The organism is Paenibacillus sp. 05T425 (assembly GCF_056396205.1).
This window is the reverse complement of the sequence record NZ_JBFTLA010000012.1, coordinates 23,136-46,393: the sequence shown is the minus strand read 5'-3', so window position 1 is coordinate 46,393 and position 23,258 is coordinate 23,136. Positions and strand designations below refer to the sequence as shown.

The window sequence follows — 23,258 nt, the reverse complement described above, 5'->3', positions numbered from 1 at the left end:
CTAAATCAGGAGAGTTACGCTGCCGGCCCTTACTTCAGTTGATCTTCGGTGTAATAGCCTGTGTCGACAACCGCTTCTTTGTAGTTGGATTTATCCACCGATACCGGCTCAAGCAGGTACGAAGGAACAACCTTTACGCCATTGTCATACGTTTCTGTGTCATTTACTTTCACTTCCGTACCTTTGAGCACGCTGTCTACCATCGATACAGCGATCTTCGCAAGTTCGCGGGTATCCTTGAACACCGTTTGCGTTTGTTCGCCGGCAATGATCGATTTGACCGAAGCAAGCTCAGCGTCTTGACCGGTTACAACAGGAAGCGGATTGCTTGCCGTGCCGTAGCCTACGCCTTTCAAGGAGGACAGAATCCCGATGCTGATGCCGTCATACGGCGACAATACAGCGTCTACACGCTCAGAAGCATAGTTCGCGCTAAGCAGATTATCCATTCGGGATTGAGCGAGTGAGCCATCCCATCTTAGTGTCGCTACTTGATCCATAGTCGTTTGCTTACTGCGTACAACAAGCTTGCCGCTGTCGATGTATGGCTGCAGAACGGACATTGCGCCGTCGTAGAAGAAGTAAGCGTTATTGTCGTCCGGCGATCCGGCGAACAGCTCGATGTTGAAAGGACCTTTGCCGTCTTTGAGGCCGAGCGCTTGCTCGATGTACGAGCCTTGTTGAACGCCAACCTTGAAGTTATCGAATGTCGCGTAGTAAGCTACATGCTCCGTCTTCTTGATCAAGCGGTCATACGCGATAACTTTAATTCCTTCCTTATCTGCTTTCGCAAGAACGTCAGACAGCGATTCGCCGTCGATTGCTGCGATAACGAGAATGCCTACGCCTTTCGTAATCATGTTCTCGATCTGGGATACTTGATTCTCGATAACGTCTTCCGCATATTGAAGGTCCGTCTTGTAACCGAGTGCCTCGAATTCCTTCACCATATTCGCTCCGTCGCCAACCCAACGCTCGGACGATTTGGTAGGCATCGAGATGCCGACATAGCCGCTCTCGCCGCTGCCGCCGCTTCCGTTATTCGTGCCTCCGCATGCCGCAAGTACGAATACGAGCGCTGCTACGACTAATAAAGTTAACCCTTTTTTCATTGTGACAATCCCCTCTCACCTCTACTAAGATTGCTGGTGCACAATCAATATACAACCGAGTGGAAAGGATCGTCTTTGCAATAAAACAACCTTTTTTATAAAAAATAAACCTGGTCCCTGATTTCCAGGTACTACAAAATGTTAGTACTTCCTTCCGTTTGCGATCTTACTTATGATGGGAGGGAATCCATTTCGGGGCGGTGCTTGCGCATGATCAAAAAAATATCGGCCTATCTTTCGTTTCTTCTTCTGATCGGGACGGGATTGCTGACAATGTACAGCTTCGTATTCCCTTTTGAGGCCGGACATCCTACGCAGGGGCTTTGGTTTGCCTCCATTCTGCTCGGAGGGCCGGTAGGTTTTTTTGTCGGTATAGCGGGGTTAGGAGCTCGTTTTCCTATGGAAGGACGCTGGCGCCACGGCAAAACGATCGCTTGGACGGCCGTCATCGGCAACGGGGGCATGCTGCTGTTCCTGTTTCTGTACATGACATTCGGGTATGTGCTGTGGGGCGTTTAGTACTTTGAGCGCAAAAAAAAGAAGCTGTCCCTGCGTCAACTCTTGGAATCTTCGTCGGGGATAGCTCCTTATTTTATTAGGTTTCGTCTTCCTGGAATGCCGCGCCCTTACGGTATTGGTTCGGCGAGACGCCGACCGCTTTCTTGAAGGCGGTGCTGAAATAATGCTGCGTGTCGTAACCTGCTTTTTCGGCAATCTCATTGATTGGCATATCCGTTGCATTCAACAGCTGCATCGCCTTCGCGATTCGCGTCTGCGTCACGAGACTCACGAACGAGGCGCCAAGCTCCTGCTTAATGATGCGGCTTAAGTATACAGGGGACACTTGCATGAGCTGTGCGAATGCTTCTAAGCTCATATCCGCCTCCATGTACGATTCCCGAATATAATCCTTCGCCTTGCGAACGAGCGGAGACATCTGAGCTTCCTTGAAAATACTCGATTTGCACTGGCGATACACTGCCGGAATCGATAAGAGACCATTATCGATCGGCTGCGCGTGGACATGAATCGATATTTTTAAGTACGCTTGCACGGCATGCTGCATATCAGATATCAACGTCTCTGGGACTGCGCCCCAGACAATAGCGACAATCAAGCCGGAATGATCACGGAATATCGTCTTCTCATAGCTTACCAGCATCTCCCCGATGATGTTCTCGATGGCGAACATGAACAGCTGGCGGTCATTTTCCTTTCGAAGCTGAACGCTTGTAACGACTTCCGGCCATCTGATGACGCAGAGCATATCAGGAGAGGCCGCAGGCAATTGAAGAAATTCGAGCTGCTCCCGCAGCTCAGCCTCGGTCATCGTCCCTTCGATCCATTCCAAGCAGAAGCGCTCGCGCATGAGCGGAAAGTTTTTGGCAATTTGCTTCGACGCCTGCTGCAGATGGATCTCCTGCTTCTGTGTCGCCTCCAGTTCATGACGAATTCGGCCAAGCACCTGACGGAGCTGCTCCGAATTAGCGGGCTTGAGAATGTAATCGTCCACGCTAAGCCTTATAGCTTCCTGCGCATAAGCGAACTCGTCATGCCCGGTAATAATGATGATGCGGCATTGCGGAAGCTTCTGCCTCAGCTCCTTCATCAGCTCTATGCCATTCATAATCGGCATGTTAAGGTCAACGAGCGCGATCTGAATATTCAGATTCAGCGCCAGCTCGAGCGCCTCTTCTCCATCCTCTGCTTCAGCGCAGACGCGCATGCCAAGCGATTCCCAATCAACGGAATCGCGAACTCCTTCGCGAATGATTGGTTCGTCATCCGCAATTAATACTCGCAACAAATGATCCATTTTCCGTCCCCTGCCTAACCCGTAATATCCTTCAAGATCGGATGTACGATCGTTACCGTTGTGCCGACACCTTCTTCGCTGTCGATGACCAARCCGTATCGCTCGCCGAACGTCAGCCTAATTCTAGCCTGTACATTTTGAATACCGTAACCTTGTCCTTGCAATTCCTTCCCTTCACGCGTTTCCATCGTTTCTGCAGTCATTGCCGCCGTATCAAGGCCGTCAACCTCCGAGATGACCGATCCGGCCAGCGCTTGCCTGAGGCTGGCCAGCTTGGCCTGCGACATGCCCTTGCCATCGTCGGTGATGCTTAGCAGCAGCGCACCCTCCTCGGATTTTGCCGTTATTGTAATATGTCCCGGTCCTCGGCGCTCCTTGATGCCGTGGTAGATCGCATTTTCCACTATGGGTTGAAGAAGCAGCTTAAGCACGTAAAGAGACTGAACGTCATCCTCCACATCAAGCGTATAGTTCAGCTTATCCTTGTACCTCGTCTTCTGTATCGTTAAGTAGCTTTGGATATGCTCAATCTCGTCCGCTAACGGAATAATATCATTGCCTTTGCTAAGCCCGATGCGGAAAAGCCGCGACAACGATTGAACCACCTCCGCTACATCCTCCGCCCCTTTCTTGCGAGCCATCCAATGAATCGTATCCAGCGTATTGTACAGGAAATGCGGCTTAATATGGGCTTGCAGACTTCTCAGCTCCGCCTCCCGTTTCTGTTTCCCTTGCAGCTCCGTTAACAGCAGCAGCCTATTCACCTGTGCCAGCATCGTATTGAAGCTTCGGCCGAGCTGACCAACCTCATCCTCCCGCTCGCCCCAATAACGAATCGTCATATCGCCGGATTCCGCTTTTTGCATGAACGACATTAATTGATTGATCGGTCTGGACATCGAATAAGCGAGATAAATGGCAGCCGCTATGCTCAGCAGCGATAGGAAGAACACGAAGCTAATGACATAGAAGCGTATCTCCTGCACCTCAAGCGCCGATTCCTTCGTGGAGAAGACACCTACCGTCGTCCAGTCCGTGAAGGTGGACTTGCGGTAAATAAACTGAAGTTCCTCTCCTTGCACCGTTTTCGCGAAAGAGCCGACATTCCCCTCCAGCGCCCATTCCTTCGGAATATCGCGAATAATCGGTTTCGTCGGGGAATAGATGTGGCTGCCGTCCTTATCGATCACGAGCAAGTATCCCGTCTTTCCTAGACGTACGTCCTTGACGGCTTCTGCGATCACACGCAGCTTCAGATCAATCAGCACGACGCCCTCCACTTGCTGCGTATCGGGATTCAATATTGCCCGCGCCACCGATATGACTTCATCCTCCGTATAGCTCGCATGGCTCGTAATGTTGCGGCCGCTCGGCTTGCCGACGATCTTGAAAATCCCTTTATCCGTTGCAGCCGCCTGGTACCAGCTTTCCTCCGTCAACGGCTTCTCGCTTCGCGCATAAAGCTCATTGCTTATGTATTCACCTTTGGCGTTAACGACCATAATACCCGCAATTTCAGAATAAAGCGTCGTGTACCCTTGCAGAAATTTGCGCATCGCGTATTCATCGGTCGCTTGCTGCTCCAAAAAACGCTTAATCCCGGGATCAAACGCAATCAAATAGGTCATATTTTGCATATTGCTGACATAAAACTCGAGCGACCGATTCACTTTGCCGATAAGCTGAATCGTATTTTCGTTCACCTGCCTGCCGATGATCCGCTCTACCGTATAGTCAATCAGCAATCCAAGGCCGATAGAGGGCAATATGCTAATAAGCAGGAACATAATGATCAGCTTGTAACGGATCGGCAGGTTATTCATTTGAAAAAATTTCAGCTGCTTAATCGCCATCCACTCATTTCCACAGACGCGGTCCGTTATTTCGCATAGAAGCTGTCCACATTTTCCTTCGTCACGACCGTAATGCCCGTATCCACATATTTAGGCAATGGCATGCCTCCAGGTACGTCCGTTGCGCTCTGCTCCGTCATGTTATGATGCAGGTGGAACAGGAATTGCATCGACCAATAGCCCATATTCCATGTACCCTGCGCCATTGTAGCGGCTATCGTTCCGTTACGCACCATATCGAGCGTCCCCTTATCGGTATCAAAGCTAATAATCTTTACCTTGCGGTCGGCTCCGAACAACTTGCCTACGCCTACGCCGCCGTTAGCCTCCGTGATGAATATCCCTTTCAGATCGGGATGCTCTTTGTACATCTCCTCAGCCATTGCACCGGATATAAGCTGATCGCCTTTGCCGTCCTTAATCGCAATGACCTCCATCTCCGGGTATTCCTTATTAATCGTCTCTTGGAAGCCGATCGTCCGCTCCTGATGGTTCAACTGCTTTGGAAGTGTAATGATCCCAACCTTGCCTTTGCCTCCGATTAGCTCAGCCATCTTGTTCGCAGCCGTTACACCCGCGTTATAGTTGTCTGTCGCGAGGAAGGAATAGGCATTGCTAAGCTCTGCTCCCGAATCGAACAATACAATCGGAATACCGGCCTCTACGGCTTTATTAATTGAACCGGTAAGCGCCTCGGCATTCATAGAAGTCAATGCGATACCAGCCGGCTTCTTCGCGATGATCTGCTCCAGCACCGTTATCTGCTCATTGACGTCATATTGCGTAGCGCCTCTATACTCCACCGATACATTCAACGCTTCCGCTGCATCCTCGAACCCTTTGATTGCCGTTTTCCAATATTCGATACCGGAGAGGAATGTCACCATGACATATTTCTCATCGATTGAGCCGCGAAGTCCTTCATCCATCTCGTCCCACGGATTGGCAGCAGTGTTGCGAAATCCGTTGTTCTGGCTATAGAACATGAACAACATGAAAGTAATAATGAGAAGTCCGTATATGACGAGAATTTTTTTCAACGTCGCAGCTCCATTCTGGGGTCGTAATGGTCGTAGATCTGTTACCTATTATCTTGCAAGTTACTGCCCTTGGCCATACTTGCCTTTGCCCATATTTGAGGCTGTGTGTTCACCGTCTCCCCCGTTGCGATTGCCTGCTGCATCATTAGGGCCAAGTAATGATCTTGCGAAGCTTCAGCCAAGCTATAGAAAGAAGGTCGTTCATCAAGGGCATATTCGCCCATATGCAGCAGGGATGTGGCAATCGCGATCTCATCATCGGTTAGTCTAGCCGGCGCGAAAGGATTGCGATAAAGCCACTCTTCCCCGTTCGTAATGCCGCGATGAAAGTAACCTTCTAGATTGCCATTATGCCCCGTATCTATCCGTCGAAGCTCTGAGTAGACTGGCGTCGCATAATCAACCATATAAGCCGCTTCTGTGCCAACAATCTCGCCATGACTGCCGCGAACGAGAATGCGGTCACGACGAACCMATGAGAAATATTGCTCCCTCGTAAAATCATACACCCCAAGCTTGTCCCCAAAGCGAAGTGTGGCAATGGTCTGTTCCGACGAAATAATCTCGCCGTCCGTAGGGTCGCCTTCTCTGCCTCCGCTTCTTATCAATGGAGCCGTGAATCTCTCGCCTCGGATGATTGCTTGCTCGAAGGTAACGCCGAGCAATTGTCTGATCAAGCTGATCCCATGATAATCGTGGGCTGCCGATACTTGTACGTGATTCACTTCCCCAAGCTTCCCTGAGCGGGCAAGCGTAATTCGCGCGGCGTGCATCGGCTGGTATAGATACTGCTCCGCTACCTGAACTTTAGCGGATTGCGGTATGGACTCGATTAGTGCCGTCAGCGATTGCAGATCGGAAGCGGGAGGCGTCTCCGCCAGCACCGGAATATGTTCAGCCGCAAGCTCTAGGGTAATGGCTGGCGCAGCCGAACGGGGAACAGATACGACTGCAAACTGGATATGCGGTTTCGCCAATGCTGCGAATTGCTGAACCGTGCTTACCGTACGAACGCCCCATTTTTGCTCCATTGCCAGCGCCTTGTCCTTATCTCTAACGAGCATGGTATGTACACGGAACTGCTGCGGAAGCGCCTGTGCGATTCGCAAATAAAATTCAGCCCTCCAACCAGCTCCAATAATTCCGAACGTAATCAAAGACATATTTATACCTCCTCAAATGTGGGTCAACAGAAAAAAAAGACCTCATGGACAGAGGTCTTCGTCACGCGGTTCTAAAGGTTGCGGCTGCCTGCCGTTGCTGGCAGCCTGTATAGTTATGCAGCTTGCCGTGATATACGAGTTCCAGCATCGGTGTGTTGACCAAGTCGCCTGGCGTAACGAGCAGCGGCGATTTGTTGACCAGATTCACGCCGCCTTGCTCGAAGACGGAAGCTACGAATTGGGAACAGAAGTAAGCATATTCCCTCTTCATCTCAATATTGAACATGACGCCGAACATTCCAAGCAGATTGTACTTGTACTGATCCCGGTTCTGCTCCATGACGCTGATCTGCGTGCGAATGCTTTGATAGGCGTGCTGGCTAATCGTACATTTATATAATGCGCAGGTGGTCTGTTCGAAGAAATCGGCCCGCACATCTTCTTTCACGAATCCGGCAAAAAAAGGATTGTTCGGATTTTTCCTACCGAAACTATATACCTCGTCCAAGTTGCTGTCAAATGCTAGAGAGGCGTGATTCAAAGGATCCCTCGTAAACAGCTTAATGGTCTTCGTAAATAACGTGCCTGTATCCGTCAATAGTACGTAAATTTCATAATCTCTATTCATGCCGTACAACCTCCACATTAAAGAACTCTTATCCTGGTATTAACTTTAATGCAGGAGCAACAAATCCTAAACCTGCTCAGGTAATAGAAGCACCCTCGACCTTAGTCCAGTTTTGTCAGTGTCATTCGATAACATCGGCGGACTTGCGTTAGCAAACGTTTCAATTGGAAAGCCTGTCTCTATTTTACTGGAAAAACCCTATTTCCTCAACTGGCAGTTCACCTATTTCCGTACTCTCTTTTTCGTGTAGAATACTGTCGCATATTGGCAAATATTGATATAGTAGAGTGGATTCAGAATACCCTTGTTTCATACATATGCGTATATTAAGTTTTTATTAGCTTCGGACTGATGAAAGTTGCGAATCGGAGGGCGTAGAGATGGATTGGTACGAAAATTATAAGGAAAGACTCACTCATGTCTATGCTGCGGCTGAACGGAAAATTGCTGGTTTCCCAACGACTTTGGACCAGGTTGGACTTGCCTATGCGGACAAATTCCACCCTGTTAAGCATGACAAGGGGCAAAACTTCATTTGTATGCTATTGCCTTATTGGATGAAGGATGTAGCTGGCATTACGGATGAGCAATGCGACAAGCTGGCTCTGACGAATGTTTATTTGATGCTCTATTACTTCATTCAGGATGACGTCATGGATGACGGTCCCGCCTCCGATGTGAAGGAGAAGCTTGCACTTGGCAACCTCCTTTACTCAGAGATGCTTTCTATATCAAGGACACTCTTTCCATCACATTCTTCATATTGGGAGTATTACGCTAAATATAAGAGAGTATGGGCCAGCAGCGTAGTCAATGAATCGTCTAACAACTACTTTCTTGCGGATCCGATTCAGATTGCCCACAAAGCAGGTCCAGTTAAAATAGCAAGTTCAGGAGCTCTTCTTCTAGGTGGGAAAGAGAAGCTTATTCCAACAACTGATGAAGCTGTCGACATCGCTCTTATGACCTTGCAGATGGCCGACGACTGGGTAGATTGGAAAAAAGATATGCAAGAATGCAGCTACAACAGCCTTATTGCCATGATCGAGGCAAGTCTGCAGCCAGACGCCCCCATAACTGAAGATATTGTTAGTACTTACATATACGTGCGCTGCTGTATGAATGAATACGTCGAAGTTGCACGCAGTCAACACATGCGCTTAATTTCACTAAATTCACAACTTCCTGAATTGGAAAATTACAACCAATATATACTAGACCATTTGACCCAAACAGCTGAATCAATAGAATCGAATCGCGAACGGATGAAAAAAGGCGGTTTGAACTACTTTTTCGAAAAACAAGGGCGATAATATCAAAAATCAAGATGAATAAAAGCTATTTTTGTCGAAAAATACAATTGTTGATGTAGATTTTGTCGACCCTTCATGATAGACTTATTATGGTAATCTTATACATATTCGGAAKGGTGATCAGTATGTCCGCAGATAAGTCCTTGCAAGATCAAATTATTCAAAAAGCTTGGGAAGACGCAGAGTTTAAAAAGAAACTTCTAGCAGATCCGAAAGCAGCGGTCAAAGAAGCCTTCGGAACTGAAATTCCTGACTCGCTCGAAGTCGAGGTGTTGGAAGAAACTGATTCTAAAAAGTACTTCATCCTTCCACAAAGCCCAGCGAAAAGCGTTACTTCTTCTGACAACCTTGACTTCCCCGCTTGGTACTAATAAGTAAAAAAAGCCGAACGCTCAGGCATTCGGCTTTATTTATTTGTGACAGGCAGATGAATAACAGCTTCTGTTCCTAATCCCTTCGTACTAATGTACTCCACTCTGCCCTCCATAAGCTCAATAATTCTAAATGTTACCATTAACCCAAGTCCCGTTCCCTTCGTTTTCTTGGAATAATACGGTTCCCCAAGTCTCTTCAGATCGGCTTCACTTATCCCCTCTCCATTGTCTTTAACTCTAATAATGACCTCATTTGAATTCTCAGACTTATGAGCAGATATCTCAATCAAACCATCTTCTCCTAGCGCTTCAATACTGTTTTTTATTATATTAATAAGAGCTTGTTTAAACTTCGAAGAGTTTCCTTTCACAAACATGTCAGCGGAGAGATTTGTCCTGATAATCCCACCTTGCATGGTTGCTAAAGGAACTAATATCCCCTCAATTTGTTGTAACTCATCGGCTAAATTTAACACATTAGTGTTCTCTAACTGTGGTTTTGCGAATGTTAAAAAGTCAGTTATTATTTCTGATGCTCTATCAAGTTCATCAATCGCAAGTTGCATATAACCTTTATCTTTATCATCTTTTGATTTACCGCCTAATATTTGCAAAAAACCTCTAGTAACTTGCAATGGGTTTCGAACTTCGTGAGCCACCGAAGCGGCCAATTGACTTATCATTTCCATCTTTTCTGAACGTTGCAACTCATTATTAAATATTTCTAGCTGCTTTGAATACTTTACCACTTGCTCGTAATTCATCATAATTTTCCTTACTATAATTACAATTAATGAAGCAATAAAACAAAGAATACCCCACTTCCAAAAAAATAAAAAGTAACCTCCGACGGATAGATACCATATGACTTCTATAGACGCAATGAAAGTAAAGATGGAAGCGCCAACTGTTAATATAATTGCATCCTTATTTCTTTGTTTACAGTAATAAATAACTAAAATAATAAGCAATAATGAACTAATGATAATAAACCCACCGAATATCACAAACCCGACCATCAAGTACCAATTACGAATATCTGACGATATAAATCCTGAGAAAAAGAATGCAAGATTTATAATCGCCAAGATAATATGAATTTTCTTGAAGATTGTAATAATGTTATATGGACCTTTTCCAAAAACTCGTTCAAAAAAGAAAAATAAAGAGGGCATTAGAAACGTGGAAGCAACATCAAACAAATAGTAACATACTTCCCCAAATAAACCTGTTCCTGAATGTACCAATGGGGAATACGTTAAAATCATTAATCCAACAGATAGAATTACTGTGCTTAATGAGTTCCAACCTATTGCATGTGCTCTAGTGATAAAAAATGCACTTAAGAACATTGCAAGAGAAACAAAAATAAGAGAAGCCCCTAATATTACATCTAGTAATCCTTGTTTCATATAATATTGAGTCAATTTTTGATATTCTGCTATTCGAATATGATCTTGCAAACCGATCCATTCTGCACCCGTCTGAAATTTTATGTATACTACCTTATTCTCTTCATTAGAGTTAAGCGGGAGTAAGATCTCGTTTTTATTATAAGCATACTCTCTTTCTGTATTGTAAATAAGCGTCTTATCAATGTATACATTGATACTTCTTGCTCCAATTTTATTCATTAACAACGCAGGTCTAATAAGATTATTTTCCGGCAAACCAAACTTTAACCATGCAGTCTTGATTCCTTCGGGTAAATCAGGCAAATCATCTTCATATGAAACAGGAAACCACCCCTCTGCCTGTTCGTCGGACATAATGTCCTCTATGGTAGCGTCGGGGTTGATTTCCCATTTCATTTCCCATTCGTTAATGTAGATGGTGTCGTTGTCTTCTGAGTTGGCTTGCGCATGGGTCGGTTGAACTAGAATGGATGAGAATATTGTGAACACGAATGCGATAAATACAGCATATTTGAGCAAACCCTTCATACATACACCTCAGAAAGTCGATAATAGATTGCTACTTCTCTACTAGAGTTCGACAATCTTCGGCAATGACCTTCTAGCAATTCCTTAATTTATGAAAAATATTTAATTATAGCTCCACGTATTTGTCATGATGAATGAAGTAAAGTCCCGCTTCCTTGGCCGTAAAGCCGAAGGTTTCCGTCCATTCGGTCTCATAGGCATTCACTTGGTTTCGATAAAATTCGACAAATTGCCTCTCATTCTCTAAAGCGAACTGGTCAGTCTTAAAATCCACAATAACCCAACCGTCTTGTTCCTCGAAGACAAGATCAATCACTCCACGGATCAGCCTCTCCCGGCCGTCTTGCTCCCGCTTAATCATGAATGAATATTCGAAGTGCCTTTGAATAGCTCGCTCACTGCGTTTCCACAGGTCACTAGTGATTACTCTTTCTATAGCTGCCATTGCACGTCCGCGCCATTCAAGCTTAAGCCCCTCTTGCTCGGCAACGAGCTCGCAGTAATCTGGCAGCAGCTCAGCCTGTAGTCCTTCACCAATCGCTTGTAAGCAGCGGTGAACCGTGCTGCCAAATGCCACGCCCCCGCCATCTGTAGGCCTAGGCAGAGAACCTGCGCCCTCTCCTTTGGCAAGTGCAGTAACACTCGTTAATTCATAGGTCGCCTCTGATGCAACAGCAGCATACGCTTTCCACTTCGCGGCAGCACCCATTACGTGTTCATCAGGAATGGATACAAGTGAGGGAGCAGTAACCAGCTTCAACGGTTCATCCTCCAGCTCTTGCTGGCCGCTAAGCGAACTGCCAAGCAGACTCCATGGATCAATGGCAGGACGTACAGGATAACGGCTTATAATAAGCAGCTGCTTCGCCCTCGTCGCAGCTACATACAATAGGCGGTCAGTCTCGGCATGCATGAACGTCCGCTCACGCTCGGAAAGCCGTTCCCAATCTGCCGGTTCACCGATTACTTCCATGTGATTGCTGTCCTTCGGACGAGATATCGTGAAGTAGCCTTGCGGAGGCTCAGACAGACGATCAATATGCTCCTTCGCGTCGTGGCTATTGTCCCCGCAAGGCGATGCGAGAAAGACGACCGGAGCTTCAAGCCCCTTCGCACGGTGCACATTCATAATACGTACTGCTTCTCCGCTACCTGCGAATAAGCTCGTTCCTTCCATCCCGCGCGATTCCGTTAACCTCTGCAGGTAGCTTGTCAGTGAACTCCAATCCGATGCCGTCTCCGAATCAGCCCTTACCGTCTCAAGCAGCTTAAGAAGTGTGCCGCTTCGCAGTGCCCCTGTCTGACCAATTGCAGATAGCGGCAACAATCCTAGATCATGAACAATATGGGTCAATGCTGCTAACGCAGGCAGTTCGCGAACAACAGCAGTGTATTCACGCAGCTTAATCAAAGCAGCTAGAACCGGCTTTGCATCATCACTCAACTGATCTTCCACCGCCTTCGTGTAGATCGAGATTAAGCCCGCTTCCTTGCGAAAATGGTACAAGCTGTTGTCACTCACTCCATACAACATCCCTCTCAAGACAGCTAGCAGCGGAATGCGGTTCGAGCTATCGCCGACTGCTTGCACAAGCTGATATAGCATATAGATTTCTTCATAGAGAACCTCGCTGCCCGAAGTATAGGCAGCCACTCCGTATTGCTCTAGCTTCGCTGCGTATAGATTAATAAACTGCTTATGCTTCAGTAAAATCATGAAGTCGCCTGGGACAGCAGGCCGCAGCAGCGGATTTCCATTGCTATCCTTCTCTTGAATGGTAAGCTCTCCAGTACAAGCTCTTGCAATATATCTAGCGATACGGTCAGCGTCCTCTTCCGCTATAACCGCTTTGCGGTCATAATCAACCTTCGGAATCGTAATTGTGTATACGCCATGAGCTGCCCCTTTGCCCTTTGGATTAGGCTGCTGCGTTAGCATTGGAGCGAAGGCAGCCTGACTATCGGAAGGCTGCTGGACCTTGGCGAACTTGCTCTCGAACGCATAGTTCACATAGTTACCAATACTTTGTACGGAACGGAAATTGCGCGTTAGCTGCAGCACCTCTCCGCACAAGGCTACTCTTTCCTTCACGAAGTTATAGGTTGATATATCTGCTCTCCGGAACCGATAGATTGACTGCTTCGGATCGCCGACAATGAATAAGGAGCCGGGACGGGGCAACTGACGTCTCCAATCCGACTCCTTCGGATCGCTTCCTGTTAGTAGAAGCATCATCTCAGCTTGGATGGGATCGGTATCTTGGAATTCGTCCACGAACAACCGTGTATATCTTGCCGCAAAGTACGCCCGCACCTCGTTATGCTCACGCAACAAGGCAGAGGTCTGCATCAGCAAGTCCTGAAAGTTCAGCTTTCCTTCGGCAGCGCGTCTCTCCCCGCAATACTTCACAGCCGGTTGAACGAAAGAGATGAGCTTCGGGTGCATATACGATCTCCAGCGGCCAAGAAATGGCCACAGCACTTTGATCTGCCAATCATGGAACTGCCCCAGCAGCATCTTCGCAGTATCCTTATCATGCCACTTCTTCTGGGTAATCTTGAGCTCCTTATCGAACTGCTTGGCGAGCGTCAATACGTTCATTTCTTGATCCATTGAGCTTAGCAGTCGCAACTTGGTTGCTTGCTGGATTAGCTTCTGCAGCTCATCATAACCGCCGACCGGTGCGTTAGAAGGGATATGTTGGTAYGCCTCATCCAGCAGAGGGAATAGAGAGAGACGAATCAGATCAAAGTCCGGTCGCCGTACAGGTTGAACATGAATGTGAATATCCTCGTATTGAGACACTCGATGATAAGCAGCGCGCAGATCCTCTACATGAACCAAGTGCTCTGCGAGCTCATCGATTAACCGCTCATTCCCTTGCTCCCGCAGCATAACCAAATAATCGTCCCAGCAGTTGTCTCTGAACTGTTGGTCCTCCTCCTGCTCCATCTCGCGGAAGGAGGGGTCAAGCTTCGCTTCAATCGGCCGCTCCCGAAGCAGCTTCCCGCAAAAGGCGTGAATCGTGCCGATAAATCCCTCATGAAGTCGAACCATTGCCTGCTCCAGCCGTTGCTTCTCCGCTTCATCCTTGCTTGCTCGGAGCTCCTGCTCCAGCTTCATTCGGAAGCGGCTGGCCAGCTCCGATGCCGCCTTGTTCGTGAACGTTATTGCAGCAATCTGTTGCACTTCAGCGCTGCCTGACTTGATGAGCGCAAGCATACGGCCGACGACAGATGTCGTCTTCCCTGATCCGGCACCCGCCTCAATGAGCATATTAACGTCCAGGTCGCTAGCTATACGCTCGCGTGCGCGCCCATCGTCATCCACCTGCTGCTTAAGCATGACCGTTCACCTCCGTAATCGATCTTAGGCGCTCTTCATTCGCCTCATGCAGCCTCTTATCCTTGAATACTACCGCATGATTCCCGCATACCTCACGATAATCGCACCACTTGCAATGTTCAGGGTTATCGGTAGGCGGAAACACGCCTTGGCTGATTGCTTCTATGACAGAGCTGACGAGCGCCGACAGTTCCTCTCTGCGGTTGTCGGTTTGTTCACGAATCGCTTCCTCTCCCAAGCCCTTGACCGTCGGAAAATAATAGGAGGAGGTGACGACAACAGCGTCCTTATCCAGTCCTGATTGCCGCAGCAATTGTTGTGCGGCTACGCCGTACAAAGCTAGCTGCACCTGCGTGCCTCCTGCAAAGTATACGTCTTCCTTGTACTTCTTCGGACTTCCTGTCTTATAGTCGTAAATCTTATATTGATGCGGAGCGATCTGATCGACTCTATCGATGAACCCTTTCACAGGCATCCGCAATCCGTCTGACAATTCTACCTGCAGAGGCTCACCGTCCTCATGAAGCGGAAGCTCGAACCATATAGGCATCGAGGATCGTTCAAGCTCACTCGCATAGAAAATTTCGGTATCCTGCCGAATACTTTCGCATTCCTTGTTATACACCGAAGTGCTTGGTGCCGGGATTAGCTCTGCATATTCAAGAAGCGTTTCATCTGTTATGCGCGCAAGAAGCAATCTATCATGCTTTGGCGTAGACATCCCCTCTGCCAGCCCCCCAGAAGAAGCGGCCTGCAAGTAACGATCATAGATGGCGTGAAGGAGAGTTCCCCTCTGCATCGTATCGAGCCATTGCGAGCGATCGAACTCGAATACCTGACTCGCACGGATTCCTAACACCTCTTGATAAAAGTATTGAAGAGGACAACGAGCGAACAGCTCTAGCCGGCTTGCACTCAAATGCGGTCTTGCCTCGTCATATGCTGCGATGGCCTCGCCGCCTGCTATGTTAATCATGCCGTCGTATGCCGACAACGACAGCCCTGTCTGTCTCGCTGCATTAGCGCGAGCCCCATCAGACAAGTTAGGGTATAGTCGCAGCAGCGCTTCGACCCCATCTCTGAGCTGCCCGTTCGGCGCAATCAGATGTGTCAGCATCGCATCTATACCATCCAAAGAATATGGGGCTGCCGAAGATCCGAAATAACGATCCAGCTCGCCCATATATTGATGCAGCGAATCATAGTCAGCTTCCCTCTCGCCGCTGAATAACCGGTAGATCTGCAGGAGCTCGAACGCCGGGTATTGCTCCGTGTTCCCCGTTATATCATAGGAACTGTAGCTGCAATAGCAGTTCCCCTTCATGAAGCCAAAGCGGCTGTTCCTATCAGAAAGCTTAAGCTTCGTTCGAAGGTCGCTAGTCATCAGGCTTCCTCCTATACGCTCGCGCTCGAGGTCGAGGAGGATGGGGTGCTGTCGACTCTTTATCGCCCAGCTCTTCTCTGTCATTCCAACGATGAACGTATGCCTCCGGCCGCTTTGTCCCCCATCGGATAGCGACGTCACATGCACCGCTCCCGGCTCATGAATGGACGTTACAGAAGTTCGCAGCCCGCCTAAACCATCTCTGATGAATGAAATTGCTAGTTGAAGCGGGAGCACAGTCTGCTGGTCGCCCGCGCCCTGCATAAACGTTAGCAATTGTTTCATTCCGCCGAGTGCTTCCCTATCGTCCCCATTCCTAGCGATTGCATAGCTATCCGCAAAAGCAATTAATTCCTTAAGGAGAACGGCAGGCGCTACATGCGGCGTATCAGGCAGCCCTTTGAACAGCTTACCGAAGAAAACGTCCAACTGCCCCCAAATAGCGGCAGTCTCCTTCATACTCTCCAAGCTATCGTCAGCTTCATCCATCTCACTGCATCGATCTGCATAACCCTTGGCGAACTTCGCTGCGAGCTGATAACGATCGCGACCCCAGCCGATTCCTGCGCCTTCTAGCTGGCGTATGATGGGTGCCGATGAAATATCACTCGCATCATCAACCCCAATTGAAATAATTCGCCGCTTCAATGCCTTAACGATAAAATCGACGTTATAGTTCGATTCTAGAAAGCCAAGATAAGTCTCTGCCGCTTTACCGATATTGCAAAAAGAGATCGGCAGACCTCCAGAGAACGTACACTTCACGCCATACAAGCGTGAGATCGAATAGATCGCGCCGGTAAATGCCTCGACATCAGACAATATAATTTCTGTCTGATCCCAAGCCGCCTGCTTCTGCGCCATCGTTCGGAACACGCCTCTTACCTCTGCCAGCGGTCCGGCTGCATGCCGGAAAGCGACTGAAGCCATTGGCAACGACTGATCGCCTTCCAGCCATCCAATTGCCCGATCTACCCTACATAGTCGATCAGCCTCCGTCAGACTTTCAAGCATCTCACGATGTACGGCAGGCCATCCGTCAGTAGGACCCGTCACAATCCACTCTTGACGCTTCGGCAGCTTGCGTACATAAGGCAACAGACCAGCAAAGTCGCTAAGTCGATGCACGATTAAATATTGCTCATAGCGATCAAGCAGCCTTTGAACGCAGTCCCCCTTCGCCTTGGATTCGAAGTGCGAAGGCCATACGTCGCGTGCTTGCAAACCCGCATCGCGCAGTTCTGCAATACCGTCCGCGAATACACGCACGACACCCGGGGTAATATTAATTCCGCGCAGATAGGCATCTCCCGCAGCGTTCGCCTGTACAAGCAGCTTATGAACAATCCAGTAAACCTCTTCGCGGCCTATATATCGAATGCGATGCTGGGCCAGCGTCAATTCAGTCAGTTGAAGCACCCATGATGTCATCGTCCGAATGTCCGTATGCAAAGCGGCCCCGTAATCACGAACGACTCTCTCGATTAGCATGTGACCTTCCGCATGACTCTGAACGAGCAAGATTTTCCTTTGGAGCGGATTGCTCCCTATGCACCCGTATAGCTGCTCAAGCTGTAGGCCCGCTGTCATCGCTATGCTTCGACCTCCTACTGTCATTCCACTTTTTCTCAATTATAAACGTTCGAATTGACAACAGGGTGTCACGAACTCCAAAAAAAAACAGCTTCTTCAGAAATAATTTCTGAAGAAGCCGCTCATTCAAATCCCTATGAAATGAGTTTGCGCTTAATCGTCACCTTACGAAGCATCAAGTAACCGGCGCCGTATAGAAGAGCAATCACGCATAACGCGAGTAGGACAACAACGAAAATACTTGCACGCTCGATATCGAAGGTGGACTGCAAAAGCGAGCCTACCCAGTCGGAGGAAAGCACTGCTTCCATTGCGAGCACAGGTAACAAGGCAAACAAACATAACACGGTTGCGAGCTTCCAATTAAACCGATAGAAGCATGATCCGATTAACCAGCCGCTGCCGAAGTAGGCAATGAAATTGAAAAAGTACTCMAAGAACATCCACCACGGCTGCGAGGCATCGATGAACAAATGCGGATTTTTATATGTGACCACCCAGTCATACCGATCGTAAATCCATTTCTCAATAGGATACCCCAGTGTCATGATGAGCGCCGAGATAGCCGAATAAACCGCAATCAAGCCACTTGCTCCCCATATAAAATATTTTCTCGTCACGCCATTCGCGACAAAGCCCGCAATCGATAACGGCGTCAACATAATGCCAATGACGAGTAGAAATATGCGAGGCGAGGTGGATGCTCCCTCCCATATGGCTTTTGCATCAATATCGTTGCCGGCAAGCGCTGAAGCATTATTAATAATCTCAATGATCACATACATGCATATGAAAATAACCCAATAGATGCTAAGCGACCATCGGTACGCATGCATTAACTTAAGCGCAACGTTCATCGCTGGATGCCTTCTCTTCCGATTCATTGCTCATCGCCCCTTCGTTTCGTCATATGGACAAACAAATCCTGCAACGATACCGGTCCGAGCTCTAGTCCCTCATTAATAGCCCGCCCCCTTGCAGCCTCGCTTAACGCTCCGAACACCGTCACGGATTTCGTGCCGCCTAGCTTCTGTTCGCCAAGCACAGTCATCCCCTGCACGAATCGGTCCACGCGTTCAGCCGGTCCCGTCACAGCCGTTCCCTTCGCCCGCAGCGATTCGGTCTCTTCGTGAACGATCAGCTTTCCTCGGTCGAGAATCAGTACCTCTTCGAATAAGGATGCCACTTCTTCTATTAAGTGCGTGGATATAATAATCGTGCGCGGATGAGCCATGTAGTCGTTCAGTAGCTGCTCATAGAACACGTAACGGGACGGCGCATCCATTCCCAAGTAGGATTCGTCGAAAATCGTAACCGGAGCGCGGCTGGCAAGGCCGATCGTAACGCCCAAAGCCGACTTCATTCCGCGCGAAAGTTCCATGAACTTCTTCTTCATCGGCAGATCGTACAGCTTGACGAGCTTACGCGCGTACTCATCATCCCAATTCGGCCAGCAGCTTGCCGCAAGCGCAAGTGCGTCGCGTACGCTTAATCCGTCACTCATATGGCCGCTTTCTTGAATGAAGCAGACCTGCTCCATTATTTTCGCGTTTTCGAAAGGCGCCTCGCCGCCGATCGCAACCGAACCGGCCGTTTGGAGACGGAAGGAGGCGAGAATGGACAGCAGACTTGTTTTCCCCGAGCCATTGCGCCCCAGTAAGCCGTATATTTTGCCACCGTCTAGTTTGAAAGTCAGCTCGTGCAACGCAATGAAGCTCCCATACCGCAAATGAAGCTTATTCACATCTATCCTAAGTGTCATGCTTCATCCCTCCCTTTCGCAGTTTCGATCCGTCTAATAATATCGCTGAGCGGTACGCCAAGCTTATCCGCTTCGATTAACATTTTATCTACTACTTCCTCAAAGAACACATCTCTTCTCTGCGCGAGCAGCGATTGTCTTGCCTCTCCGCTTACGAACATCCCAATCCCTCTCTTCTTATACAAAATACCTTCGTCAGTAAGCAATTGAAAGCCTTTCGCTGCCGTTGCAGGGTTAATTCGATAAAACGAGGCGTATTGGTTAGTAGACATGACTTGTTCGTCTGCTTGCAGAATGCCGCTTATAATATCTTCTTTGATCTTATCCGCGATTTGTTGATAGATGGGGCTACGGTCGTCGAACACGCTATCACCTCTTTGCTTATGTGGTTCATTAGTTATGTAACTAACCATACAACCATTCCGATTCCTTGTCAAACCCAATTTTGCAGAACTCGTCCAACTCCTCCAACGAAAAAGAGGCCGTTCCCCTTATTTCATTGGAAACAGCCTCTGTCGAACAATTATATAACCTCTTTACGGCGCATCGTTCCGTATAACAACGACAGACATAATGCGATTAATGCAACCATAACCGCAATCGCAACAAACGGATAAAGGACCGGGAGACCGAATACATTTATCGTCGAGAAGTCCATGAATAGTACCTCTACCGCCATTACTTTCGTCATGCTGAGTTGCAGGATGGAGGTTAACCATGATATATCGATTTTTAAAATGTTCACAATAACGATGGGCAGTGCGAACAAGGTGCCGGATATCAAAAATGACAACATCGTGTGCCGGCACAGCGCCGATACGAGCAGGATAACCGTGACTAGGCCGACAGCGCCTAACAGATGCATGCCAAGCTGTACGAAGCCATACGTTGCAAGGTCCATAGCGTAAGGTGAATGGCTGTACTTAAATAGCTTTTGCACAGGGGATTGCCAACCGCCGCCTCCGTATTTATTGATTTGATAAATGATGCTAAAGACTTCCCAGATGAAGACGACAAGAGCTAGATACATCAACGATGCAATGATTTTTGCACTGACGAGCTGTTTTCTTCCCAGCTTGGAGCTGAGTTGAAACTGGTCCATGCCCGTTGCGTATTCATTTGAAAAAATCGAAGCCAAACCAACGAGCAGCAGCGCTCCGCTTATGACAAGTCCGAACGTATTCACGAAATCGATCACTTCGCCCGCTCCGCGGCTATAATAAAATTGGTTGATCCGGAAGCTCTCCAGCATGCTCAGATGGAGCTCCGCCTTTCTTTGCTCATAACCTCGCCCGCCATTTTGCTCCGCCGTATACAGATACTCCTTCAGCGCTTCGGTCTGCTCGGCACGCTGCATCTCTCTGAAATGCAAATTGCTTATCGCCTCGAGCACTCCCGCATTCATCCGATCCTCCTCGCTCCACTGAATATCCTCTCCGTCGTATTTAGCAGAAATAGCCTGCCAGGCAGCATCAGCGCTTTCGACTTTCTCCTCCGTCAACTCGCCCTCCCACGATTGGTAATAAGACGTGGAGGAACCGCCGAACTGGCCGCCCATGCTGAGCGTAATAAGAAAGAGCATAACGACCAATACGATATAGATGCTTTTCTGACGGAAGATTTTATAAAGTTCGAACTTCACCAGCGCTATCATTTCGGGGCCTCCTCGTCAAAATAGTACAAGTACAGGTCTTCCAAATCAGGGATCGCTTCTGCCGCCCGCTCATCCGGCTTATGCTCGGACAAAATGCGTACAGAGATCCGATCGCCGGCGTTAATGAGGCTGCTCACCTTATGGCGAGCCTGAAGCGCGCCAACCTCGCCAACGCTTGCTTCGATCGTCCATACCTTGCCATGCAAACGGTCTAGCAGCTTTTGCAGCTGTGCCTTCTGGATAAGCATCCCATTCTTCATGACGAGAATTTCCTTGGCCACATATTCAATGTCCGACACGATATGCGTAGAGAGCAGCACAATGCGGTCTGCCGCTATCGTCTGGAGCAAGTTGCGGAAGCGGATGCGTTCCTTCGGATCTAATCCTGCCGTCGGCTCATCGACAATAAGAATCTTCGGGTCGTTAAGGAGCGCTTGGGCGATTCCCACCCGCTGCTTCATGCCGCCGGACAGCTTACCGACTTTCTTCCGCTTCTCCTCTGTAAGATGCACAGCCTCAAGCAGCTCGTCTATTTTCAGCTCTGCCTGCTTTTTGTCCAATCCTTTCAGCGCTGCAATGTAGAATAGGAACTTTTGTACGGTGAAATTTCTGTACAGCCCCATATGCTGCGGCAAGTAACCGAGCAGATCGCGGTAACGCTCATTCATGATACTTATATCGACGCCGTCCAGCAGAACTCGCCCGGAGCTTGGTCGTGAGACCGATGCCAGAATACGCATCAGCGTTGTTTTGCCAGATCCGTTCGCTCCTAAAAAGCCGTACAGCCCTTCGGTTAATTCGCAGGTTACGTTCTCGAGCGCTCTCTTCCGACCGAATTGTTTCGATATTCTTTCAATGGATAATTTCAAAATAATCACCTCTTCTAAAGCGTTTCGTCTGCCATGCAAATACGACTATAGCTGCCGCCGATACTGTGGCATAGAGCGATGGATGAAGCCCATTCATAACGTTATACAGCTCTTCGCTGCTCATGATTCCGATGATACTGAATAGCCATAACGTTAGCATGACTGCAGTGCTGACAGCCCCGCGAACCCGGCAGGCTACGCTGAAACCGATGCTCGACACGACGGTGAACGGCGCGACCCAGTACATGAGCAGCTTCGTGAGTACGATCGGTTCGCCGAACATGCCGAATGCTGTAATCAGCAATGAGCTAAGCAGCACGTTGTAGCCGCCAATAACAACCATCTTCGCAAGCAGCAATTGTTGCGCCGAATACTTGCAGCTCATTTCGAGCTCGATTAGCCCGTCATCTCGTCCTCTGAAAATTTCCAGCAAGCCGATGAGGAAGGGGACTGGAGCAAGCAGCATCAAAATCGTGTATGGATCGCCGTCCTTGTAGCCCCAAAAATACAGGCCAGCTAAGAAAAACAGCACATTGATAAGCCAAAAACCGAACCGAATATGCAGCATCGTGAAAAGGTCCCGCTTAATCGGCAGGCGTCCCTTCGTTGAATGTCGCAGTTCAGGCGAAATCACATAGGGCCTTAGTGTATCAATCGTACGGACAATGGCATCCTCGCTTGGGTATTCAACGGAATAATCGTCCAGCAGCAGCTTCATTTCCTCATCCAGCTCCAACAGCTCATCCTTTGCCTGCCGCTCAGGTATGGTGCGTTTGCTCATAATCTTCCCTCCTAAGCATTTTCTTCAGCTTGTCCACGCCTTGCTTGAGCCTCGCCTTAACCGTCGATTCATTCGCTCCAGTAATGTCAGCGATCTCGCGGATTCTCAAATCATGATAGTATTTAAGCAATATCGCTTCGCTCTGCATATCCGGAAGCGTGCCAATCGCCTGCTTCAAGCGCTTTCTCGATTCCTTCTTCTCAAAAATATAAGCAATTGACTCGCTCTGCTTCGAATCGAGCCGCTCATCATACATCATGCTATTGGCACCATGCCGGTAGGACGCGGATCTGTAATAATCACGGCAATGATTGACCGCAATCGTGAACAACCAACTGTTGAAGCTGCCTTTGCTTGCATACGCCTGAATGCTGTTCACCATCTTCACGAATACATCCTGGGTCAGATCATAAGCCGTATGGCTGCTGCTCGTCTTACGATACATATAGGCGTATATTTGCTTGTAGTATCGCCTTACGAGCACCTCCATGGCAGCTTGTCCGCCGCCTTGAATCTCCTCAATTAACTGTTCGTCTGTCGGCAATTTGTTCACCTCGGCTAGTAGAACGGATAGGATTGCAGAAAAGTTGTATGTGGCTTCATCTTTTTGTAAAACGTTTCTCTATT

Annotated in this window: 19 protein-coding genes; 3 read left to right on the top strand and 16 right to left on the bottom strand. The window is 48.4% G+C overall.

Annotation, left to right across the window (positions count from 1 at the left end):
• Nucleotides 1–29: 29 nt before the first annotated feature.
• Nucleotides 30–1,112 (bottom strand): multiple monosaccharide ABC transporter substrate-binding protein, encoded by a 1,083-nt coding sequence (gene chvE / locus AC1DF0_RS24435; protein WP_477575673.1) that lies wholly within the window; start codon nucleotides 1,110–1,112, stop codon nucleotides 30–32.
• A 210-nt stretch (nucleotides 1,113–1,322) separates the two neighbouring features.
• Between chvE and AC1DF0_RS24430 the strand changes: the two genes are divergently transcribed.
• Nucleotides 1,323–1,631, top strand: coding sequence for a hypothetical protein (locus AC1DF0_RS24430; RefSeq protein ID WP_442051385.1), 309 nt, complete (start codon nucleotides 1,323–1,325; stop codon nucleotides 1,629–1,631).
• Between the two features lie 76 nt (nucleotides 1,632–1,707).
• Here AC1DF0_RS24430 and AC1DF0_RS24425 read toward each other — a convergent pair whose 3' ends face one another.
• The 5 genes from AC1DF0_RS24425 to AC1DF0_RS24405 form a co-directional block, all read right to left on the bottom strand.
• The gene (locus AC1DF0_RS24425; protein WP_477575672.1) at nucleotides 1,708–2,928 is read right to left on the bottom strand and encodes a response regulator transcription factor; all 1,221 of its coding nucleotides are present in this window, start codon (nucleotides 2,926–2,928) and stop codon (nucleotides 1,708–1,710) included.
• Between the two features lie 14 nt (nucleotides 2,929–2,942).
• Nucleotides 2,943–4,781 (bottom strand): cache domain-containing sensor histidine kinase, encoded by a 1,839-nt coding sequence (locus AC1DF0_RS24420; protein ID WP_477575671.1) that lies wholly within the window; start codon nucleotides 4,779–4,781, stop codon nucleotides 2,943–2,945.
• A gap of 26 nt (nucleotides 4,782–4,807) precedes the next feature.
• Nucleotides 4,808–5,821, bottom strand: coding sequence for a substrate-binding domain-containing protein (locus AC1DF0_RS24415; protein WP_477575670.1), 1,014 nt, complete (start codon nucleotides 5,819–5,821; stop codon nucleotides 4,808–4,810).
• A 41-nt stretch (nucleotides 5,822–5,862) separates the two neighbouring features.
• A complete protein-coding gene (locus tag AC1DF0_RS24410; RefSeq protein ID WP_477575669.1) occupies nucleotides 5,863–6,984 on the bottom strand; it encodes a Gfo/Idh/MocA family protein in 1,122 nt (373 codons plus the stop codon).
• 61 nt (nucleotides 6,985–7,045) lie between these two features.
• Nucleotides 7,046–7,612: a hypothetical protein gene (locus AC1DF0_RS24405; protein ID WP_477575668.1), complete on the bottom strand. Its 567-nt coding sequence runs from the start codon at nucleotides 7,610–7,612 to the stop codon at nucleotides 7,046–7,048.
• Nucleotides 7,613–7,992: 380 nt separating this feature from the next.
• On the opposite strand from AC1DF0_RS24405, the gene AC1DF0_RS24400 reads away from it, so the two are divergent.
• Nucleotides 7,993–8,925 carry a hypothetical protein gene (locus AC1DF0_RS24400; protein ID WP_477575666.1) on the top strand — a complete coding sequence of 311 codons (933 nt, stop codon included), beginning with the start codon at nucleotides 7,993–7,995 and terminating at the stop codon, nucleotides 8,923–8,925.
• Nucleotides 8,926–9,050: 125 nt separating this feature from the next.
• On the top strand, nucleotides 9,051–9,296 hold the full coding sequence (locus AC1DF0_RS24395; protein WP_477575664.1) for an NHLP leader peptide family RiPP precursor: 246 nt from the start codon (nucleotides 9,051–9,053) through the stop codon (nucleotides 9,294–9,296).
• A gap of 35 nt (nucleotides 9,297–9,331) precedes the next feature.
• On the opposite strand, the gene AC1DF0_RS24390 is transcribed toward AC1DF0_RS24395, so the two are convergent.
• The 10 genes from AC1DF0_RS24390 to AC1DF0_RS24345 form a co-directional block, all read right to left on the bottom strand.
• Nucleotides 9,332–11,242, bottom strand: coding sequence for an ATP-binding protein (locus tag AC1DF0_RS24390; protein ID WP_477575662.1), 1,911 nt, complete (start codon nucleotides 11,240–11,242; stop codon nucleotides 9,332–9,334).
• Between the two features lie 106 nt (nucleotides 11,243–11,348).
• Complete coding sequence (locus AC1DF0_RS24385; protein WP_477575660.1) at nucleotides 11,349–14,588, bottom strand: UvrD-helicase domain-containing protein; 3,240 nt, start codon at nucleotides 14,586–14,588, stop codon at nucleotides 11,349–11,351.
• Complete coding sequence (locus AC1DF0_RS24380; RefSeq protein ID WP_477575658.1) at nucleotides 14,581–17,562, bottom strand: PD-(D/E)XK nuclease family protein; 2,982 nt, start codon at nucleotides 17,560–17,562, stop codon at nucleotides 14,581–14,583. Before AC1DF0_RS24380 ends, AC1DF0_RS24385 begins: the two co-directional genes overlap by 8 nt.
• 137 nt (nucleotides 17,563–17,699) lie before the next feature.
• On the bottom strand, nucleotides 17,700–18,449 hold the full coding sequence (locus tag AC1DF0_RS24375) for a hypothetical protein (protein ID WP_477575656.1): 750 nt from the start codon (nucleotides 18,447–18,449) through the stop codon (nucleotides 17,700–17,702).
• Complete coding sequence (locus tag AC1DF0_RS24370) at nucleotides 18,446–19,327, bottom strand: ATP-binding cassette domain-containing protein (protein WP_477575654.1); 882 nt, start codon at nucleotides 19,325–19,327, stop codon at nucleotides 18,446–18,448. The genes AC1DF0_RS24375 and AC1DF0_RS24370 overlap by 4 nt, the downstream gene beginning before the upstream one ends.
• A complete protein-coding gene (locus AC1DF0_RS24365; protein WP_477575652.1) occupies nucleotides 19,324–19,692 on the bottom strand; it encodes a GntR family transcriptional regulator in 369 nt (122 codons plus the stop codon). Before AC1DF0_RS24365 ends, AC1DF0_RS24370 begins: the two co-directional genes overlap by 4 nt.
• A gap of 158 nt (nucleotides 19,693–19,850) precedes the next feature.
• Nucleotides 19,851–20,981, bottom strand: coding sequence for a hypothetical protein (locus AC1DF0_RS24360; RefSeq protein WP_477575650.1), 1,131 nt, complete (start codon nucleotides 20,979–20,981; stop codon nucleotides 19,851–19,853).
• Complete coding sequence (locus AC1DF0_RS24355; RefSeq protein ID WP_477575648.1) at nucleotides 20,978–21,850, bottom strand: ABC transporter ATP-binding protein; 873 nt, start codon at nucleotides 21,848–21,850, stop codon at nucleotides 20,978–20,980. Before AC1DF0_RS24355 ends, AC1DF0_RS24360 begins: the two co-directional genes overlap by 4 nt.
• Nucleotides 21,834–22,631 carry a hypothetical protein gene (locus tag AC1DF0_RS24350; RefSeq protein WP_477575646.1) on the bottom strand — a complete coding sequence of 266 codons (798 nt, stop codon included), beginning with the start codon at nucleotides 22,629–22,631 and terminating at the stop codon, nucleotides 21,834–21,836. The genes AC1DF0_RS24355 and AC1DF0_RS24350 overlap by 17 nt, the downstream gene beginning before the upstream one ends.
• Entirely contained in the window at nucleotides 22,609–23,175 is a 567-nt protein-coding gene (locus AC1DF0_RS24345; RefSeq protein WP_477575644.1) for an RNA polymerase sigma factor, read from the bottom strand. The genes AC1DF0_RS24350 and AC1DF0_RS24345 overlap by 23 nt, the downstream gene beginning before the upstream one ends.
• Nucleotides 23,176–23,258 lie beyond the last annotated feature (83 nt).

What these genes read in the sequence shown, in the direction of transcription:
- chvE (WP_477575673.1), bottom strand. Translation starts at nt 1,112, where the DNA reads ATGAAAAAAGGGTTAACTTTATTAGTCGTAGCAGCGCTCGTATTCGTA.
- AC1DF0_RS24430 (WP_442051385.1), top strand. Translation starts at nt 1,323, where the DNA reads ATGATCAAAAAAATATCGGCCTATCTTTCGTTTCTTCTTCTGATCGGG.
- AC1DF0_RS24425 (WP_477575672.1), bottom strand. Translation starts at nt 2,928, where the DNA reads ATGGATCATTTGTTGCGAGTATTAATTGCGGATGACGAACCAATCATT.
- AC1DF0_RS24405 (WP_477575668.1), bottom strand. Translation starts at nt 7,612, where the DNA reads ATGAATAGAGATTATGAAATTTACGTACTATTGACGGATACAGGCACG.
- AC1DF0_RS24400 (WP_477575666.1), top strand. Translation starts at nt 7,993, where the DNA reads ATGGATTGGTACGAAAATTATAAGGAAAGACTCACTCATGTCTATGCT.
- AC1DF0_RS24395 (WP_477575664.1), top strand. Translation starts at nt 9,051, where the DNA reads ATGTCCGCAGATAAGTCCTTGCAAGATCAAATTATTCAAAAAGCTTGG.
- AC1DF0_RS24390 (WP_477575662.1), bottom strand. Translation starts at nt 11,242, where the DNA reads ATGAAGGGTTTGCTCAAATATGCTGTATTTATCGCATTCGTGTTCACA.
- AC1DF0_RS24380 (WP_477575658.1), bottom strand. Translation starts at nt 17,562, where the DNA reads ATGACAGCGGGCCTACAGCTTGAGCAGCTATACGGGTGCATAGGGAGC.
- AC1DF0_RS24370 (WP_477575654.1), bottom strand. Translation starts at nt 19,327, where the DNA reads ATGACACTTAGGATAGATGTGAATAAGCTTCATTTGCGGTATGGGAGC.
- AC1DF0_RS24360 (WP_477575650.1), bottom strand. Translation starts at nt 20,981, where the DNA reads ATGATAGCGCTGGTGAAGTTCGAACTTTATAAAATCTTCCGTCAGAAA.
- AC1DF0_RS24350 (WP_477575646.1), bottom strand. Translation starts at nt 22,631, where the DNA reads ATGAGCAAACGCACCATACCTGAGCGGCAGGCAAAGGATGAGCTGTTG.